Source organism: Magnetospirillum sp., from assembly GCA_027532905.1.
In the GTDB taxonomy this organism is placed as follows: domain Bacteria; phylum Pseudomonadota; class Alphaproteobacteria; order CACIAM-22H2; family CACIAM-22H2; genus Tagaea.
Window position 1 is genome coordinate 703,774 of record JAPZUA010000001.1, and the last position, 17,810, is coordinate 721,583.

Here is a 17,810-nt window from a genome sequence, read left to right on the forward strand (position 1 = left end):
CTCAGCCCTGCTTCTTGAGAACGCGGCCCGCCACAACGGCGAGCTTTTCGACCATGGCGGGATCGCGGTGGGCCGGCCCCGTGATGAGGGCGGCTTCGAGCGAGGTGTGGCAGCCCGCATGGCAGGCATCGGTGCGGCTCGTGAGGCGCGGGGCGACGGCCTTCACCAACGCGCGCGCCTTGTCGGCGTTTTCGAGCAGCACTTTGATGACCGCATCGACCGTGACGTGGTCGTGGTCGGGATGCCAGCAATCGTAGTCGGTGACCATCGCGACGGTGGCGTAGCAAAGCTCGGCTTCGCGCGCGAGTTTGGCTTCGGGCATGTTCGTCATGCCGATCACCGAACAGCCCCAGCTGCGATAGAGCTCGCTTTCGGCCTTCGACGAAAATTGCGGGCCTTCCATGACCATGTAGGTGCCGCCGCGCGTGTGCGGCAGGCCGATGGTTTTGGCTGCCGCCTCGAGATGGTCGCCGAGGCGCGAGCACACCGGATGCGCCATCGACACGTGCGCCACGAGCCCCGTGCCGAAAAAGCTTTTCTGGCGCGCAAACGTGCGGTCGATGAACTGGTCGATGATGACAAAATGGCCCGGCGGCAATTCGGCTTTGAGCGAGCCCACCGCCGAAACCGACACGATTTCCGTGACCCCCGCCTGTTTCAGCGCGGAGATATTGGCGCGGAAATTGAGATCGCTGGGTGCGGTTTTGTGGCCGCGCCCGTGGCGCGGCAAAAACACGATCGGCTGGCCGTCGAGCTCGCCGAACATGAGCTCGTCGGACGGCTTGCCCCACGGCGTCTCGAACGCCTGCCAGCGGATATTCGCAAGCCCCGGAATGTCGTAGACGCCCGAACCGCCGATGACGCCCAGCTTGGGCGGCGTGCCGGGAGAAGGATGGGTGCTCATCGCGTGCGGGCTCCGGATTCGGGTGGGGGTGGCATGGCGGGTTTGGACGGTGAAGCGGCGTTCCTTTTAGCCGATTTGGGCGGTTTGGAAATAGGCGACGATGCGTTGCCAAACGCGACCGTCGCCGGTTTATCCGCTTGATTCTTCTCCAATGTCGCCTCGGCGCGCGTTTGCGTAACATTGGTTTCCGACGGCACTTCGGCGGGCGGATCGAGCGCTTCGTCGAAATAGGGGGCGCTCGGATCGACGGGATCGAGATTCATCTCGGGCGGCATTGGAGGAAGTTTGCGGCCCGGCAGACCGTGGGCTGCAAGCCCCAGCCGGTCGGCGAGCCACATCGCCACGCGCACATTGCCGCTCAGGACCTCGCGCTCGAGCAGCATGGCGATCGGCCGGCGCAAAGCCTCGACCTGCGCCCCGCATTCGGCGGCAATGCGCGCGCGTTCCTCGCCCAGGCGCACGCGCATCGCGTTCGACGAGCGCAGAATGCGCCAAATATGCTGGCGCGAGCAGCCGACGAAGCGGGCAACCTCGATGGTCGGCACGCCGTCGGCAAGCAGGGAAGCCGCCTCGCCCCAATCGATGCGCCGACGCGGACCCCGCCGCAGACGGCGGTGGGCGGCTTCCGCCGAGGGCCCGTTTGGCGGATCCCGCGGGGCCGTTTCGCTAAAATCCGGTTCCGGCAGACCGATTGCGGCGCTGCGCAAGCCGGCACCTTCCGGAACATTAAGCGAATTAGTTTGACGCTCGTGATCATCTCGTATATTTTCCATTTTACGCTCCAAAGCAGAGTTTACGGATAATAATCCTAACACAGCTGCGCGCTTTTTGCAAGCCCGCTTTGCGCGACGCCTTTCCGGATTCAATGGCGCGAATTCTGCTCTATCTCTGGCGCATGACCGACAGCAGCCCGCCCCAAACCGCCCCGACCCGAAGCTGGCGCCTGCCCAACCGCGCGCAGACCGTGCTGGTGCCGTTTTTCCTGGCGGGGTTCATGACGCTGATCGTGTCGTCGATCGCGACCGTGAAGGCCGTGGGCTTCGCCGACGACATCGTGTGGCGCATCGCAGCTGCTTGGGCGACGAGCTTCGTCGTGGCGTTCCCGTGCGTACTCGTAATCCTGCCGCTCGTGCGCAAACTGGTCGGGCGCCTCGTCGAACCGCCGCCGGGTTAAGCGCACGACACTTAGCAAGAGTGCTAAGTATTTTCTTGCGTCGGCAAAGCCGATGGATATAGTTAGCGATATGTCTAACTATTCACCCGATCTCTCCCTGCTCTTCCATGCCCTCGCCGATCCGACGCGGCGCGCGATCCTGGCTCGGCTGGCGCAAGCACCTGCGCGTGTGACGGATCTCGCCGGGCCGACGGGATTGCGGCTGCCCACAGTGATGCGGCACCTCGCCGTTCTCGAAGCGGCCGGGCTGTTGTCCACGTCGAAGGACGGACGCACGCGCACCTGCGCAATCGTGCCCGCAGCACTGGCGCCGGCGCAGACATGGCTCGACGAACGCCGCGCCGCTTGGGAAGCGCGGCTCGATCGGCTGGAGGCATTTGTGACGAACGCGGCGAAGGGATCCGAACAATGACGCCAAGCGACGATCGAAACGGCAAAGACCGTTTTGCCACACTGACCTTCGAGCGCGACGTCGCCGTAGCTGCGTCGGCGCTGTGGGCGGCCTGGACCGCACCGGCCGCGCGCGCGATCTGGGCGGCACCCTCGCCCGCCGTGACCGTGGAATTTCTCGAGACCGCAACCAAAGTCGGCGAGCGCGAAGTTTCGCTCTGCAAGTCGAAAGGCCATCCCGACATTCGCTGCGAGTGCGGTTGGCTCGTGTTGCAGCCAACGCAGCGCAGCGTGAACTACGAGTTGCTCTCTTCGGACGGCGTGCCGCAATCGGCAGCGCTCGTGACGGCGGATATCTCGGGCAAAGGCGCCGCCAGTCGGCTCGTCGTGACGGTGCAGCTCTCGGCACTGGCCGCCGACATGGCGGACGGTTATCGCCACGGCTTCGGCGCAGGCCTGGCCAATCTCGCTGGCGTGGCTGAGCGCACAATGCTTCTGCAACGCACGATCAAGGCGCCGCGCAACAGGGTCTGGGGCGCTTGGATGAACGAACGCACACTGCCGCAATGGTGGGGGCCGGAAGGTTTTTCGTGCCGGACGACGCGGATCGATCTGCGCGCGGGCGGGGAATGGGTGTTCGACATGATCGGCCCCGACGGCACGGTCTATCCGAACCATCATCGCTACCACACGGTCCAGCCCGAAGATTGGATCGGCTACACGCTGCATTGGGGCGAAAACGGCCCCAAACATGCCGACGCATGGGCTTCGTTCGAAGAAGCGAACGGTGCCACGACCGTGACGCTCGGCATGGTGTTCAGCACGGCCGCCGAGTTCCAGACGGCGAAGGGCTTCGGTGCCGTGGAACTCGGCCAGGAAACGCTGGGCAAGCTCGAACGCTTCGTCGCAGCAAGCTGAGAGGTCGCGGCCGCGCAACGCGCGCCCAATAGAAAAGGCCGGTCCTGAGGGACCGGCCTTTTTGCGTTGTCTCGATCGCGGAAAACCTCAGTGCAGGTTTTTCCAGATCTTGCGCTTGGTCGCGTAGAGGAGGCCTGTGAAGATGAACAGGAACAGCATCACCTTCACGCCCAGCGAGTTGCGCGCCTCGAGATGCGGCGAGGCGGCGAAGGCGAGGAACGTCGAGACGTCCTTCGACATCTGCTCGACCGTGGCGGGCGTGCCGTCGGCATACTGCACGCTGTCGGGCTGGATCGGCTGCGCCATCGCGATCTGATGGCCCGGGAACCATTTGTTGTAGTTCATGCCGTCGGCCAGCTTCACGTCGGCCGGCGGATCGGCATAGCCGGTCAGCAGCGCGTAGACGTAGTTTTCGCCGCCCAAACGGTTCTTGGCGATCAGCGACAGGTCGAGCGGATAGGCGCCGTTGTTGACCGCGCGTGCGGCCAACTCGTTGGCGAAGGGCGACTTGAAACGATCCGAAGCGCGCGACGGGCGCTGGAACATTTCGCCTTCGTCGTTGGGACCGTCGGTCGTTTCGTACTCGGCCGCGATCGCCGCGATTTCGGCTTCCGAAAGGCCGATGCCGGCCAAGTTGCGGTAGCGCATCTGCTTCATCGCGTGGCAGGCCGAGCAGACTTCCTTGTAGACCTGGAAGCCGCGCTGCAGCGACGCGCGGTCGAACGTGCCGAAGAAGCCGTCATGCGCCCATTTCTGCTTGGGCGGCACCAGAACTTCGGCCGCCTGGACGGGAACCGCAGCGACGGCCAGCACGGCCGCGACGGCGAGGAACTTCACGAAACGCATCAGGCTTTCTCCATCGCAGCAGCCGCCGCCATCTTGCCCCCGCCCAGCACCGGCTCGGCGATCGAGCTCGGCAAAGGCAGCGGCTTTTCGAACCATCCCAGCAGCGGCAGGAAGACCAGGAAATGCGCGAAATAGAGGATGGTCGCAATGCGCCCGATCAGCAGTGCGGGGCCTTCGGCCGGCTGCCCGCCGGCCCAGCCCAGCACCAAGCACACGGCGATGAACAGCCAGAAGAACGCACGGAAGGCCGGACGGAACTTGGCCGAGCGCACGCGGCTCGTGTCGAGCCACGGCATCAGGAACAGGATCGCGATCGAACCGAACATCAGCAAGACGCCGCCGAGCTTGTCGGGGACGGCACGCAGGATCGCGTAGAACGGCAGGAAGTACCATTCCGGCACGATGTGCGGCGGCGTGACCAGCGGGTTCGCCGGGATCCAGTTGTCCGGATGGCCCAGCATGTAGGGATTGAAGAACACGAAATAGGCGAACACGATCAGGAACACGCCCAGACCGAGCGCATCCTTGACCGTATAGTACGGGTGGAACGGGACCTTGTCCTGCGGACCCTTGGCGTCGATGCCGAGCGGGTTGTTCGAGCCGTGCACGTGGAGCGCCCACAAATGCAGCAGCACCACGCCCGCGATTACGAACGGCATCAGATAGTGCAGCGCGAAGAAACGGTTCAGCGTCGGATTGTCGACCGAGAAGCCGCCCCACAGCCACGTCACGATCGCCTCGCCGACGATCGGAATGGCCGAGAACAGATTCGTGATGACGGTGGCCCCCCAGAAGCTCATCTGGCCCCAGGGCAGCACGTAGCCCATGAACGCGGTCGCCATCATCAGCAGGAAGATGACGATGCCGAGCCACCACAAGATCTCGCGCGGCGCCTTGTAGGAGCCGTAATAGAAGCCGCGGATGATGTGGATGTAGACCACGATGAAGAACATCGAGGCGCCGTTCATGTGGATGTAGCGGATGAGCCAGCCGTAGTTCACGTCGCGCATGATGCGTTCGACCGAGTCGAACGCGTGCAGCGTCGAGGCCTGGTAGTTCATCGCGAGGAAAATGCCCGACACGATCATGATGACGAGGCAGATGCCCGCCAGCGACCCGAAATTCCACATGTAGTTCAGATTGCGGGGTGCCGGATACTTGATGAGCTGCTCGTCGATCAGTTCGAAGATCGGCAGGCGGTGGTCCACCCACTTGACGATCGGGTTCGAGCGGAACGGCGACGGGACGTAGTCGTATTTGGCCATGGCTTGCTGCCTCAACCGATCTTGATCGTTTTGTCGTTCGTGAAGGCGTAGGGCGGCACTGCGAGATTGAGCGGTGCCGGTCCCCTGCGGATGCGGCCCGACGTGTCGTAGTGCGAGCCATGGCACGGGCAGAACCAGCCGCCGTAGTCGCCGCGCGAATCGGTCGGCTTCTGGCCGAGCGGCACGCAGCCCAGATGCGTGCACACGCCGAGCAGCACCAGCCACTCGGGCTTCTGCACGCGCTTGGCGTCGGGCTGCGGATCGGGAAGGCTGGCCGAGTCGTCTTCCTTGGCCTTGGCGATCTCGTCGGCGGTGCGATTGCGCACGAACACCGGCTTGCCGCGCCATGTGACCGTGATCGCCATGCCGGGCTGGACCGCAGCCAGATTGACCTCGGTCGAGGCCAGCGCCAGCACGTCGGCCGACGGGTTCATCGAATCGATGAACGCCCAGCCGGTCAAAGCGGCACCCGTGGCGCCGAAGGCCGTGGTGGCGAGATAGAGGAAATCGCGTCGCGTCGAGCCGTCGGGATGTTTGCGCGTACCGTCGGCGGAAACTGCGGGGGGACCGGACTGAGCCATCGCGAGGGAACCCTTTTGGTTGATCGGGCGTGCGCGCCGCAAACGGTGCGACACGCGCCCAACAAATATGCTAGTGCGCAAACGCCGTACAGTCCTCTGTCGCGGCGGCATGCGACGCAATGTCGCAGCCTTCCAAGACCCCACGGCGCCGGGCGGGTATAGTCCAGTTTTCGGCGGATGCAAAGTTCCAAACGCTGTTTTTTGCGAAGGTCCCGTGACGCCAGATTTACCGCCGCTTGGCACCCCGCCGCGACCCCGCGTGCGAATTGCCCTGTTCGAGCCGGATATCGCGCCGAATGTCGGTACGATCCTTCGGCTGGCGGCGTGTTTGGGCGTCGGCGTGGACGTGGTCGAGCCGTGCGGCTTCGTGTGGTCCGAGCCCAAATTGCGCCGGGCCGGGATGGATTATCTCGACCAGGTCGATCTCCAACGCCACACGAGTTGGCAGCGCTACATCGACGCCGCCCGGCCCAAGCGCCTTGTCCTCATGACCACGCGCGGAGCCACGCGCCTGCCCGAATTCGCGTTCGCAGACGGCGACACGCTGCTGCTCGGCCGCGAGAGTGCGGGCGTGCCCGACGACGTGCACGCGGCGGCCGACGCGCGGGTCGCCATTCCGCTGATGCCGGGCATGCGTTCGCTCAACGTGGCGGTTGCCGCTGCAATTGCGCTGGGCGAAGCATTGCGGCAACTTGGGGCCTTTCCGGGGGAGGGGCAATGACGTCGATCGAAGAAACAGCCGCGCACAAAGCGACGGCGAAAGCGTGGTTCGAAAAACTGCGCGACGATATCTGTGCGGCGTTCGAAGGGCTCGAAGACGCGCTTGCCTCGGGCCCGCACAAGGATCTGCCGCCGGGCCGCTTCGTGCGCAAATCCTGGCCGCGCCAGGATGCCGACGGCGCCGACGGCGGCGGGGGCACCATGGCCGTGATGCATGGGCGCGTGTTCGAAAAGGTCGGCGTCAACGTCTCGACCGTGTACGGAAAATTCGCGCCCGAATTCGCCAAGCAAATGCCGGGTGCGGCCGAGGATCCGCGCTTCTGGGCGTCCGGCATTTCGCTCGTGGCGCATATGCGCTCGCCCAAAGTACCGGCCGTGCACATGAACACGCGTCACATCGTGACGACCAAAGCGTGGTTCGGCGGCGGCGGCGACTTGACGCCGATGGTGCCGAACGACGACGACACCAAGAGCTTCCACGCCGCCTACAAGGCCGCCTGCGACAAACACGACCCCGACTACTATCCGCGTTTCAAGAAATGGTGCGACGAATACTTCTTCCTGAAGCACCGCAACGAGCCGCGCGGCGTGGGCGGGATTTTCTACGACAATCTCGACACCGGCGACTGGGCCAAGGACTTCGCCTTCACGCAGGATGTGGGCCGCGCGTTCCTCGCAGGCTACGTGCCGCTCGTGCAAAAACACATGCACGATGCGTGGACTGAAGCCGACCGCGCGCACCAGCGCGTGCGCCGCGGCCGCTATGTGGAGTTCAACCTGCTCTACGACCGCGGCACCACTTTCGGCCTCAAGACCGGCGGCAACGTGGAAGCGATCCTGATGAGCCTGCCGCCCGACGTCGCCTGGCCTTAAGGGCAGCCGGCTTCGATCCATTCTTCTTCGCGCGCTTTGAGCCAGGCCCCCATTGCGGGGCCGGGTTCGAAGCCGGCGCGGCGCGCATCTTCGCCGGACAGCGGAAATCTCGGCCGCACCCAGGCGAGAGCGGCGGCATAGAGAGCGGCACAGCCCTGCGCGTCCGGCGCTTGCGACCATTGCAGCAGCACATGGGCGGCCGGATCGTCGCCGAGGCGATAGAACGCCGCACGGCGCTGCTTTTCGTCCGCTGCCGGATCGAGCCTTAGGGGCGGCGCGCACAAAACCTGCAGCCGCGCGGTCTCGGCGCGCGACAGGCGCAAGCGTGCAGCGACACCCGGAACATCTGCTGGCGTCAGCAAGCTTGCGAGGGCGAGGATTGCATCGACGCGCGCGCGCGCTTGTCCGGCGACCGCAAGCAGACGCGCAAGCGCCGCCGTGCCTTCAAGTTCCGGCAGCCAGAACGCAAAAAGCCCGGCAGCGCGCATTGCATCGAGCATTGCGGGCGCATTGGAGCCAGCGAGAAGGCCAAAAAGTTCGCTGTGCACGCGCTCGGCCGACAGGTTTTTCAACTGCGCCGCCGCAGCCGTGCACGCGGCGAGCGCTGCCGCATCGATGGCCCCTTGCCCGAAGCGCGCATGGAAACGGAACAGGCGCAGCACGCGCAGATAGTCTTCCGCAATGCGCGCGGCCGCATCGCCAACGAAGCGCACGCGACCGGCCGCAAGATCTTCGCGGCCGCCGAAAAAGTCGAAGACGGTCCCGTCCGCATCCATCGACATCGCGTTGATCGTGAAGTCGCGCCGTGCGGCATCGAGGCGCCAATCGTCGGTGAATTCGACCGTCGCATGGCGGCCGTCGGTCGCAACGTCGCGGCGCAAGGTCGTGATCTCGAAACGCCGGCCGCGCACGATTGCGGTCACCGTTCCGTGCGCGAGGCCCGTGGCGATCGCCTTGAAGCCGGCGGCTTCGAGCTTGGCCATGACAGCCTCGGGCCGCTCGGGGCCCGCCAAATCGAGATCGTTCGGCACGATGCCGGCAAGTGCGTCGCGCACACAGCCGCCCACGAACCGCACCTGCGGCCCCACGCACGCCAGCAGGGCGCGCGTTTCGGCGCTCGCCGCCCACAGCGGCAGCGGCGACAGGCGAAAATCGGACGAATCGGCCATGGCGCGACTTTAGCCGATCAAGGCCACGCGCCAAAACGCCCGCGCGCGCTAAATCCGATCGATCGCGTGTTTCTTGAGGTCGTCGAGCGCGCACACGTCGAGCGTGTCGGCGTGCGTGGCGGCGAGCACGACTTTGGGGGCTTTGCCCGCTTCGAGCGCTTCTTGCCAACGGGGTGCACACAGGCACCAGCGGTCGCCGGGTTTGAGGCCGGCAAAGCCGAATTCCGGGCGCGGCGTGGAAAGGTCGTTGCCGGCCGCTTTCGAGAATTCGAGGAAGTCGGCCGTGACGATCGCGCACACCGTATGCATGCCGCGGTCGCTGGGGCCGGTGTTGCAGCAACCGTCGCGGAAAAAGCCGGTCAGAGGATTGCGCCCGCATTCGGCGAGCGGCAGCCCCAGCACGTTTTTGGCGCCGCGCGGCCCTCCACCGCGTTCGTCGCGTTCGCCGTCCATGCTGCCTGCTCCTTCGACTGGTCGTGTGCGCGGTGCCTGAATCTAACGCTGGGTGCCGCGCGGTTCAACATGGCCCGGCACGATGCGGCCATCTTCGCCCAGGCGCGGCGGCACATACTGGCCCTTGGCGTTGCCGGTGTCGCGCATCAGCGTAAGCCCGAACAGCAAAAGTGCCGCCAGCACCACGCCCGCCAGCGACAGCCACACCCAGGGTGCGTCGCGCCAGCTCGGCACTTCGCCCTTGCCGAGCCGCTCGGCGCGGCGCTTTTCGAGCGCCATCCAGCCCGCATAGACGAGCGTGGGCAACAAAAGCGGCAGCAGAAATTCGAGCAGGATGCGGATCATGGCGTGCAGTTGGTCACGAAGGCGGGCGCGTGCCAAGCGCTTCGGCAAGATTGATCAGCATGCCGGCCGTCGCCCCCCAGATATAATGCGGGCCGAAAGGCAGCGCCCAGAAATGCCGCGTGGTCCCCTCGAACACGCGCGAATGGCGCTGGTGGTTCGCCGGATCGAGCGCGAAAGACAGCGGCACCTCGAAGGCCGAGGCAACTTCGAACGCGTCGAGCTTCAGTTCGAAAGGCGGGGTCACGATGCCGACGACGGGCGTGACCTCGTAGGCGGTGCGCGTGCGATACGTGTCGAGCCGGCCGACGATTTCGACATGCGCGCGCGGCAGACCGATCTCTTCTTCGGTTTCGCGCAAGGCGGCGGCGACGGCATCTTCGTCGCTGTCTTCCACGCGCCCGCCCGGAAAGCTGATCTGGCCCGCATGCGCATGCAGATGAGCGGTGCGCTGCGTAAACAACACCGACATGCCGCTTGCGTGTGCCACAAGCGGCACCAGCACGGCAGCCGCGCGAAACGTTCCGACCGGCGGCAGCAGGCCCGGATTGCCGTCGTGATCGCCGCGCGACGCACTTTGGCGCACGCCCGGTGTGTTGGCGGCAAAGAGTGTCCGAATGCGTTCGGGTGCGATCATGCGCCGACCTCAATATCAGCGGGCCCGAGATCGAAAAACACGCCGTCGCTGCGCACGCCCAAACGGCCGTCTTCGACCGTCGCCCCGTCGATCAGCCGATAGAAGGCCGCGCGATCGACGCGCGCTTCAAGCCCGGCGCGCACATCGATGTAAGGCACAATGCTGCCATCGCTTTGCGGCACCGTGCGGATTTTGTGCGCAGGGCCTGCGGCCACACGTTCGTCGAGATTGGTTGTGAACGTTGCGCGCGGCCCCGTTTCGGTTTGCGTGAACGATACGTCGTTCGCCACAAACGGCGCATCGTCGACAGTCACGCGGCCGCGTTCGACCGGTGTGACGAGCCAATAGCTGCCGTCGGCCGCGCGGCGCAGCACGCGCGCGAAAAGTTTCACAAGGGCGGGGCGGCCAATCGGCGACCCGCGATAGTGCCACGCGCCTGCGCGATCGATGCGCAGATCGAAATCGCCGCAAATCTCGGGCGCCAACTCGGCCAAGGGGGAAAGATCGCGAAACATCGGAGTCGCCGCATTCTACACGCGTCGGCACGCAACATGCAGCGTCTTTGACGGGTGGGTTACCAAAGTGCGCTGGACGGACGCGGCAGCCTCTGCCACGCTGGCTTTGCGTCCGACGGCACCCTATGTCCCTTGCGGTCCCAACTTTCGAGGAATCAGCTCGTGAACGCATCGACGACCGACCTTGCTCCCGGCCCCGAAGCTGCCCCTCCCGAAGCTGCCAATGCGTTGCTGGGCGAAATCGAAGCGCTGGGCGCTTCGCTCCAGACGGTGCGCACGCATATCGGCCAAGTCATTTTCGGCCAGCAAGAGGTGGTCGAGCAGACGCTCGTGACCTTGCTGGCGGGCGGCCATCTGCTGCTGATCGGCGTGCCCGGCCTTGCTAAGACCAAGCTCGTCGAAACGCTGGGCACGGTCTTGGGCCTCGATGCCAAACGCGTGCAGTGCACGCCCGATCTGATGCCCGCCGACATTATCGGCTCGGAAGTGCTCGAAGAAGGCGACAGCGGCAAGCGCCAGTTCCGCTTTCTGCAAGGCCCCGTCTTCGCGCAGATCCTGATGGCCGACGAAATCAACCGTGCGAGCCCGCGCACGCAGTCTGCCTTGCTTCAGGCCATGCAGGAACGCCGCGTCTCGGTGGGCGGCAAGTACCATTCGCTGCCGGCCCCTTTCCATGTGCTGGCAACGCAAAACCCGCTTGAGCAGGAAGGCACATATCCGCTGCCCGAAGCGCAGCTCGACCGCTTTCTGCTGCAGGTCGATGTGGGCTATCCGGACCTCGCCGCCGAGCGCCAAATGCTGCTCGCGACGACCGGTTCGGCCGAAGCCAAGCCGCAGCGCGCGATGGATGCCGACAGCCTGATGCGCGCGCAAGCGTTGATCCGGCGCGTCCCCGTCGGCGAAAGCGTGGTCGAAGCTATCTTGCGCCTTGTGCGCGCCGGCAGGCCCGGCGAGACCGACGTCGAATCCGTGCGCAAATACGTGATCTGGGGCCCCGGCCCGCGCGCGAGCCAATCTTTGATGCTGGCCGCCCGCGCACGCGCCGTTCTCGACGGCCGCCTGTCGCCCTCGCTCGACGATGTGGCGGCCCTCGCCGCCCCCATTCTGCGCCATCGCATGGCGCTGTCGTTTGCAGCGCGCGCCGACGGCATCACGCTCGACGGCATTATCGGCCAGCTCTGCGCGGGAATGGGCTGAGCGGGATCGCGCAGGAAACCGCGTCGCCCATGTCGCCCCCGCACATGCAAACGCCGCAAGCATCCGCCGCCGCGACGTTGCGCCAACGCCTTGCCGCCGAAGCGCTGGCAAGCCGCCTGCCCGCTTTGCTGGTCGCGGCCCAACGCGTGGCCGACACGGTCGCGCAAGGCGTGCATGGGCGCAGGCGTACGGGTCCAGGCGAAAGCTTCTGGCAGTTCCGCCGCTACATGGCGGGCGATTCGATCGAGCGCATCGATTGGCGCCAGACGGCCAAGAGCGATGCGGTCTATGTGCGCGAAAACGAATGGGAGTCCGCCCAGACCGTGTGGCTGTGGCGCGACGCCTCGCCCTCGATGGCGTGGGCCTCCGACCGCAATCTTGCGCAAAAGCAGCAGCGTGCGGAATTGCTGCTGATCGCGCTGGGCGCTTTGCTCGCGCGCGGCGGCGAACAAGTGGGCCTGCTCGGCGAAGGGGCGCGGCCATTGGTCGGGCGCTTTGCCGTCAATCGCCTCGCCGAAGATCTGCTGGCGCGCGCCGCCGATCAAGGCGTGCCGCCGCCGATGCGCGTGGCGCGCCATGCGCACGTGGTGCTGCTCGGCGATTTCCTTGGGCCGCTTGCCGAAACCGACGCCGCGATCCGGCGCTTGGCAGGATCGGGTGCGCGCGGCCAGCTTGTGCAGATCGCCGATCCGGCCGAAGAGAATCTGCCCTATGCCGGGCGCACGCGCTTCGAAGGGCTCGAGAACGAGGGCGAGCTTGTGGTGCCGCGCGTCGAAGCCGTGCGCGCGGAATATCGCGCGGTCTACAGCGCCCATGTCGAGGGCGTGCGCGACATCGCGCGTGCGCACGGCTGGGGCTATGTGGCGCATCGCACCGACCGACCGCCCGAGACCGCGCTGCTGACCTTGTGGCAGGCACTCGCCGACGCCGGAACGCGAAGCCGATGACGGAGTGCCGCTGATGGGTCTGCTGTCGTCGTTTGCGTTCCTCGCACCCGTCTGGCTTGCGGCCTTGGCGGCGTTGCCGGTGCTGTGGTGGCTGCTGCGCGTAACTCCGCCCGCCCCACGCCGCGCGGCGTTTCCGGCGATCGCGTTGCTGCTGCGCGTGAAGCCCGGCGAGGAGACGCCTGCACAAACGCCGTGGTGGCTGCTGCTGCTGCGTTTGCTGATCGCCGGCCTCATCATCCTCGCGTTGGCGCAGCCCGTGCTCAATCCGGCCGCGCGCATTGTCGGCGGCGGGCCGACGATCCTGGTCGTGGACGACGGTTGGGCGTCCGCCGCCAACTGGAGTGCAATGCGCGCCCATCTCGACCGTGCGCTCGACGGTGCCGAGCGCGACCAGCGCGCGGTGATGCTGCTGGCAACGGCACCCAATGCGGCGGGCGAACCGCCGCGCCCGTCGCGGCTGCTGACGGCCGGCGAAGCGCGCCCGCTCGTGGGCGCACTCGAGCCCAAGCCGTGGCCGGTGGATCGCGTGGCCGCGCGCGCGACGCTCGAAGCGGTCGCCCCTTCGCAAGCCGCCCTCGTACAGTACTTCTCGGACGGGCTCGAAGATGCAGCCCTGCCCGCGTTGCTCGAACGGCTGCAACGTATTGGCCCCGTGGTCTATACGGCACCGACGGCCGAGAAGCTTGCGCGCCTGATGCTGCCGCCGGTCTCCGAAACCGGCGGCATTGCCGCGACCGTGGCGCGCGCATCGACGGCGGGGCCGCTGGATCTCAATCTCGTGGCACGCGGCGAAGACGGCCGCCTGCTGGCGCGCGAAATTCTGCGCTTCGAGGCCGGCAACAGCACGGCCCTTGCGCGCATTTCGTTGCCGTCGGAACTGCGCAACCGCATTTCGCGCCTCGAGATCGAAGGCGAAGCGACCGCAGCCGCCACCGCCCTCATTGACGAGCGCTGGCGCCGCCGCCCGGTCGGCATCGTCTCGAGCGATACGGCCGAGCGCCAGAACCAGCCGCTCTTGGCCGACACGTTCTATCTCGAGCGCGCCTTGCAGCCTTTCAGCGAAGTGCGCATCGGCACGGTCGCCGACATACTGGCGCGCGAAACGGCCGTGCTGATCTTGGCCGATGTCGGCGAATTGCCCGCCGCCGATCGCGCGGCGGTCGAAGCGTGGCTCCGGCGCGGCGGCGTGGTGCTGCGGTTTGCGGGTGCCCGCCTTGCCGAAGCCAACGACGATCTCGTGCCTGTGCCGCTGCGCTTGGGCGGGCGCGCTTTCGGCGGGGCGATGAGCTGGGAACAGCCGATCGGCCTAGCACCCTTCGACGTCGACTCGCCGTTCGTGGGCCTCGATATACCAGCCGACGTGCTCGTGCGCCGCCAAGTGCTGGCCGAGCCCACGCTCGAGCTCGCGCGCAAAAGCTGGGCGCGCCTCAGCGACGGGACACCCTTGGTGACGGCCGACAAGCGCGGCGAAGGCTGGCTGGTGCTCGTGCACGTGACCGCCTCGCCCGAATGGTCGGATCTCCCCTTGTCGGGCCTCTATATCGAGATGCTGCAGCGGCTGATCGCATTGGCCCAAGGTGTGGCCGGCGACGGGGCGGGCGATGCGTTGCTGGCCCCGGTCGCGACACTCGATGCATTCGGCCGGCTCGTATCGCCGTTTCCGGCCGCAGCGGGCGTGCCGTCGCGCAGCCTTGCCGCTACGCTTGCCGCCCCGCGCACGCCGCCCGGCCAGTACGGCACGCAAGCCGCCCGCCGCGCGCTCAATCTGAGCCAAGGGCTTGCGGCCCCGCGCGCGGCGACGTCTTTGCCGTCGGGCATCACACGCGCAGCTTACGATGGTGCGGAAGAAGTCGATTTCAAACCCACGCTCTTCGTGCTCGCCTTGCTGCTGCTGGTGGCCGACATCGCCGTCGCCCTTGCCTTGCGCGGGCTGTTGAGCGTCGGGCCCTTGCGCAACCGCCTCGGCGCGATCCTCGTGTTCGGCGCGTTGGCGTTGGGCAGTACCGACGCCACACAAGCGCAAACGCGGCTGCCGCCGGTGGACGACGCAACCGGTGTCGCCAATTCGCTGGCAACGCACCTGGCGTTCGTGCGCACCGGCGACGAGCAGATCGACCGCGTGAGCCGGGCGGGGCTTGCCGGCTTGGGCGTGATGCTTGCGCGCCGCACCGCCGTCGATCCGGGAACGCCCGTCGGCGTAGATCTCGAGCGCGACGAGCTTGCTTTCTATCCGCTGCTCTATTGGCCGGTCGCAAGCCATCTGCCGCTGCCGTCGGCCGACGCGATGGCGCGCGTCAAACAATACATGGCGAACGGCGGCATGGTGCTGTTCGACACGCGCGAGGCCGATTTCATCGGCCCTGCGGCAGGCGGGCCGTCGGCGCAGCGCCTGCGCGATCTGCTGCGCCCGCTCGATCTGCCGCGCCTCGTGCGCGTTCCGGCCGAGCATGTGCTGACCAAGACCTTCTATCTGATGCAGGACTTTCCTGGCCGCCTCACGGGTGCGCCCGTGTGGATCGAACAGCCCGACGCGCGCGACAAAGACGGCGTAACCTCGATCGTGATCGGGGCCAACGACTGGGCTGGGGCGTGGGCGCTCGACGCGGCCGGCCGGCCGATGTTTGCGGCAGTACCCGGCGGCGACAACCAGCGCGAATTCGCCGTGCGCTTCGGCATCAATCTTGTGATGTACGCGCTCACCGGCAACTACAAAGGCGACCAGGTGCATGTCGATACGATCCTGGAAAGGCTGCGCCGATGACGGACTATTCGATCGCCTTCGCCCCGCTCGTGGCCTGGGGCTGGCTCGCAGCGCTCGGTGTGCTTGCCGCGATTCCGGTCGTCTACGCGATCTTCAAGCGCGCGCGCGGGGCGTGGTGGCGGGCGGCCGCCATGGCGGGCCTGCTGCTTGCACTTGCCAATCCGGTCGCGGTCGTCGAAGAGCGACGCGCTTTGTCCGATATCGGCCTCGTGGTGATCGACGAGAGCGACAGCGCCAAGCTCGGCCAGCGCGCGGGCCGCATCGAGCGCGCGGCCGAAGCCTTGCGCGAACGCCTGTCGCGCGAAAAGGATTTCGACTTGCGCATCGTGCGCGCCGGCGCTTCGGGCGGCCTGGCGCAGGACGGCACGCGCCTGTTCGAGGCGGTCGAGCGTGCTTTATCGGACGTGCCACGCAACCGGCTTGCGGGTGTGGCCCTCCTCACCGACGGGCAGGTGCACGACGCGCCCACGGGCGACGCGGCCGCCCTCGCACGCCTCAATCTGCCGGGCCCCTTGCATGCGTTGCTCGCGGGCGAGCGCAACGAAGTCGATCGGCGCCTGGTGCTCGAGCAAGCGCCGGGCTTTGCCATCGTCGCCAAGCCGCAGACTTTGACGATCCGCGTGGACGACGGTGCCAGCCCACGCGGGGCTGCGAACGCGGGGGCCCCGCGCGCCCAAGCGCGCATCGACATCAAGCGCGACGGCCAGCCCTTCCAGACCGTGCGGGTCCCCGTCGGCGTTTCGAGCACGATCGATTTCCAGCTCGAAAAAGCCGGCGAGACCGTGTTCGAGATCGAGGTCGAGGCGGGCCAGCGCGAACTCACGCTCGAGAACAACAAGCAGATCGTCGTCGTGAACGGCGTGCGCGACCGCTTGCGCGTGCTGCTCGTCACGGGCGAGCCGCATGCGGGCGAGCGCAATTGGCGCAATCTGCTCAAATCCGATCCCGCCGTCGATCTCGTGCATTTCACGATTCTGCGCCCGCCCGAATCGCAGGACTTCACGCCCGTGAACGAACTTTCGCTGATCGCCTTCCCGATCCGCGAATTGTTCGAGGTGAAATTGCGCGAATTCGACCTCGTGATTTTCGACCGCTACCGGCGGCGCGACGTGCTCGCCCCCGTCTATCTCGACAATATCGTGCGCTATGTGCGCGAGGGCGGGGCTCTGTTCATCTCGGTGGGGACCGCGTTCTCGGCCCCCAACTCGCTGTTCAATTCGCCGATCGGCCAGATTATGCCGGGTGCCCCCACCGGCCAGAATTTCGACGTCGGCTACCGGCCTTCGGTGTCGGACATGGGCCGGCGCCATCCCGTGACCGCCGATCTGCCGGGTGCGGGGACGGCCGCGCTGCCCGCCGATTGGGGCCGCTGGTTCCGCCATATCGACACCGAGCCGCGCCGCGGCCAGGTGCTCTTGAACGGGGCGTCCGACCGGCCCTTGCTGCTGCTCGACCGCGTGGGCGAAGGCCGCGTGGCCCAGCTCATGAGCGACCATTTCTGGCTGTGGGCACGCGGTCTCGACGGCGGCGGCCCGCATGCCGAGCTGCTGCGCCGTATTTCGCACTGGCTCATGAAAGAGCCCGAACTCGAAGAAAACGATCTGAAGGTCCGTGTGCGCGGCAACCGCATGGAAATCGAGCGGCGCACGCTCGAGCCCGTGCAGACGCCGGTGACCGTGACCGCCCCCGACGGCACAAGCCGGCCCGTGTCGCTCGTCGAAACCAGACCCGGACGCGAGACGGCCTTCTACACGCCCGAACGTCCGGGCCTCTACCACCTCACCGACGGCACGCGCACGGCGCTTGCGGCTGTGGGGGCTGTGAACCCGCGCGAAACCGCCGACATGCGCACGACCGACGCGCTCTTGAAACCCGCCATCGACGCAACCGGCGGATCGACGCAATGGCTCGCCGACGGCATTCCCGAAATCCGCCGCGTGCGACCGGGGCGCGACATGGGCGGCACCATCCCCGGCGGTCGCGGCTGGATCGGCTGGCGTGCCAACGGCGAATACGTCGTGACGGGCGTGTCGCAAACCCCGTTGATGCCGGGCCTGCTGACGTTCCTCGCGTGCTTAGCCCTGCTCCTCGTCGCCTGGCGGCGCGAGGGGCGGTAGA

Annotated in this window: 19 protein-coding genes; 9 read left to right on the top strand and 10 right to left on the bottom strand. The window is 66.7% G+C overall.

Annotated elements, in window-relative coordinates; all coding sequences use genetic code 11:
* Position 1 precedes the first annotated feature (1 nt).
* The gene (locus tag O9320_03370) at positions 2–904 is read right to left on the bottom strand and encodes an S-methyl-5'-thioadenosine phosphorylase (protein MCZ8309867.1); all 903 of its coding nucleotides are present in this window, start codon (positions 902–904) and stop codon (positions 2–4) included.
* Entirely contained in the window at positions 901–1,611 is a 711-nt protein-coding gene (locus O9320_03375) for a helix-turn-helix domain containing protein (protein ID MCZ8309868.1), read from the bottom strand. Before O9320_03375 ends, O9320_03370 begins: the two co-directional genes overlap by 4 nt.
* Positions 1,612–1,769: 158 nt before the next feature.
* Between O9320_03375 and O9320_03380 the strand changes: the two genes are divergently transcribed.
* The 3 genes from O9320_03380 (at position 1,770) to O9320_03390 (ending at position 3,386) form a co-directional block, all read left to right on the top strand.
* Positions 1,770–2,078, top strand: coding sequence for a DUF2798 domain-containing protein (locus tag O9320_03380; GenBank protein ID MCZ8309869.1), 309 nt, complete (start codon positions 1,770–1,772; stop codon positions 2,076–2,078).
* A 70-nt stretch (positions 2,079–2,148) separates the two neighbouring features.
* Entirely contained in the window at positions 2,149–2,490 is a 342-nt protein-coding gene (locus O9320_03385) for a metalloregulator ArsR/SmtB family transcription factor (GenBank protein ID MCZ8309870.1), read from the top strand.
* Positions 2,487–3,386, top strand: coding sequence for an SRPBCC domain-containing protein (locus O9320_03390; GenBank protein ID MCZ8309871.1), 900 nt, complete (start codon positions 2,487–2,489; stop codon positions 3,384–3,386). Before O9320_03385 ends, O9320_03390 begins: the two co-directional genes overlap by 4 nt.
* Before the next feature lie 87 nt (positions 3,387–3,473).
* Here the strand turns inward: O9320_03390 and O9320_03395 are convergent, their stop codons facing one another.
* The 3 genes from O9320_03395 to petA are packed head-to-tail and all read right to left on the bottom strand — an operon-like array spanning position 3,474 to position 6,078.
* Entirely contained in the window at positions 3,474–4,232 is a 759-nt protein-coding gene (locus tag O9320_03395) for a cytochrome c1 (protein ID MCZ8309872.1), read from the bottom strand.
* Positions 4,232–5,497: a cytochrome b N-terminal domain-containing protein gene (locus tag O9320_03400; GenBank protein MCZ8309873.1), complete on the bottom strand. Its 1,266-nt coding sequence runs from the start codon at positions 5,495–5,497 to the stop codon at positions 4,232–4,234. Before O9320_03400 ends, O9320_03395 begins: the two co-directional genes overlap by 1 nt.
* Before the next feature lie 11 nt (positions 5,498–5,508).
* A complete protein-coding gene (gene petA / locus O9320_03405) occupies positions 5,509–6,078 on the bottom strand; it encodes a ubiquinol-cytochrome c reductase iron-sulfur subunit (GenBank protein MCZ8309874.1) in 570 nt (189 codons plus the stop codon).
* A gap of 259 nt (positions 6,079–6,337) precedes the next feature.
* Here petA and O9320_03410 point away from each other — a divergent pair, with 259 nt between their 5' ends.
* Complete coding sequence (locus O9320_03410) at positions 6,338–6,799, top strand: tRNA (cytidine(34)-2'-O)-methyltransferase (protein ID MCZ8309875.1); 462 nt, start codon at positions 6,338–6,340, stop codon at positions 6,797–6,799.
* Positions 6,796–7,671 (top strand): oxygen-dependent coproporphyrinogen oxidase, encoded by an 876-nt coding sequence (hemF, locus tag O9320_03415; protein ID MCZ8309876.1) that lies wholly within the window; start codon positions 6,796–6,798, stop codon positions 7,669–7,671. Before O9320_03410 ends, hemF begins: the two co-directional genes overlap by 4 nt.
* On the opposite strand, the gene O9320_03420 is transcribed toward hemF, so the two are convergent.
* The 5 genes from O9320_03420 to O9320_03440 are packed head-to-tail and all read right to left on the bottom strand — an operon-like array spanning position 7,668 to position 10,787.
* Positions 7,668–8,840, bottom strand: coding sequence for a CCA tRNA nucleotidyltransferase (locus tag O9320_03420; GenBank protein ID MCZ8309877.1), 1,173 nt, complete (start codon positions 8,838–8,840; stop codon positions 7,668–7,670). The genes hemF and O9320_03420 overlap by 4 nt on opposite strands.
* A 48-nt stretch (positions 8,841–8,888) precedes the next feature.
* Positions 8,889–9,293: a DUF2237 domain-containing protein gene (locus O9320_03425; protein MCZ8309878.1), complete on the bottom strand. Its 405-nt coding sequence runs from the start codon at positions 9,291–9,293 to the stop codon at positions 8,889–8,891.
* A gap of 42 nt (positions 9,294–9,335) precedes the next feature.
* On the bottom strand, positions 9,336–9,638 hold the full coding sequence (locus O9320_03430; GenBank protein MCZ8309879.1) for a hypothetical protein: 303 nt from the start codon (positions 9,636–9,638) through the stop codon (positions 9,336–9,338).
* Positions 9,639–9,651: 13 nt separating this feature from the next.
* Entirely contained in the window at positions 9,652–10,272 is a 621-nt protein-coding gene (locus O9320_03435) for a CoA pyrophosphatase (GenBank protein ID MCZ8309880.1), read from the bottom strand.
* Positions 10,269–10,787 carry a DUF1285 domain-containing protein gene (locus O9320_03440; GenBank protein ID MCZ8309881.1) on the bottom strand — a complete coding sequence of 173 codons (519 nt, stop codon included), beginning with the start codon at positions 10,785–10,787 and terminating at the stop codon, positions 10,269–10,271. The genes O9320_03435 and O9320_03440 overlap by 4 nt, the downstream gene beginning before the upstream one ends.
* A 231-nt stretch (positions 10,788–11,018) precedes the next feature.
* Between O9320_03440 and O9320_03445 the strand changes: the two genes are divergently transcribed.
* From O9320_03445 to O9320_03460, 4 genes are read left to right on the top strand one after another with little or no spacing between them, the layout of a single operon-like run.
* Positions 11,019–11,984, top strand: a complete 966-nt coding sequence (locus O9320_03445) for a MoxR family ATPase (GenBank protein ID MCZ8309882.1) — start codon at positions 11,019–11,021, stop codon at positions 11,982–11,984.
* A gap of 29 nt (positions 11,985–12,013) precedes the next feature.
* Positions 12,014–12,931: a DUF58 domain-containing protein gene (locus O9320_03450; GenBank protein MCZ8309883.1), complete on the top strand. Its 918-nt coding sequence runs from the start codon at positions 12,014–12,016 to the stop codon at positions 12,929–12,931.
* 13 nt (positions 12,932–12,944) lie between these two features.
* The gene (locus tag O9320_03455) at positions 12,945–15,692 is read left to right on the top strand and encodes a DUF4159 domain-containing protein (GenBank protein MCZ8309884.1); all 2,748 of its coding nucleotides are present in this window, start codon (positions 12,945–12,947) and stop codon (positions 15,690–15,692) included.
* Complete coding sequence (locus tag O9320_03460; protein ID MCZ8309885.1) at positions 15,689–17,809, top strand: hypothetical protein; 2,121 nt, start codon at positions 15,689–15,691, stop codon at positions 17,807–17,809. The genes O9320_03455 and O9320_03460 overlap by 4 nt, the downstream gene beginning before the upstream one ends.
* Position 17,810 lies beyond the last annotated feature (1 nt).